Origin of the sequence: Ligilactobacillus ubinensis (assembly GCF_024160875.1) — a bacterium.
In the GTDB taxonomy this organism is placed as follows: Bacteria; Bacillota; Bacilli; order Lactobacillales; family Lactobacillaceae; genus Ligilactobacillus; species Ligilactobacillus ubinensis.
In genome coordinates this window covers 1-345 of record NZ_JAIULA010000062.1, presented here as the reverse complement: position 1 = coordinate 345, position 345 = coordinate 1, and the positions used below count along the sequence as shown (strand labels likewise).

Here is a 345-nt window from a genome sequence, read left to right as displayed (position 1 = left end):
AAGTGTTTCAAGAATGATATCAAGCATAAATTCAATAAAAACATTTGATTCGTTCTGTGCATCAGCCGCAGCCAACACATTATAGTATGCTTCCTGGTTTTGATAAATAATTGTTTCTATCGGAATCCAAGCAAAAATTGAATTCCAATTGGCAAGAATAACCGTTTGCCATAGCCTTCCCATTCGGCCATTACCATCTTCAAACGGATGAATTGTTTCGATTTCATAATGAAAGACACAGCTTTTAATAATTTCGGGTGTATCATCATTCGCTCCCCAATCAAACAGCTCATCCATCAAATTTCCAATGAACTGAGGTCTTGCTCCCATATGAACAACATTTCC

Annotated in this window: 1 protein-coding gene; it reads right to left on the bottom strand. The window is 36.8% G+C overall.

Features of this window, described 5'->3' with window-relative positions; translation table 11 throughout:
- Positions 1–345 (bottom strand): Fic family protein (locus tag LB941_RS12380; protein ID WP_253362277.1); only part of this gene is annotated, 345 nt, incomplete at both ends.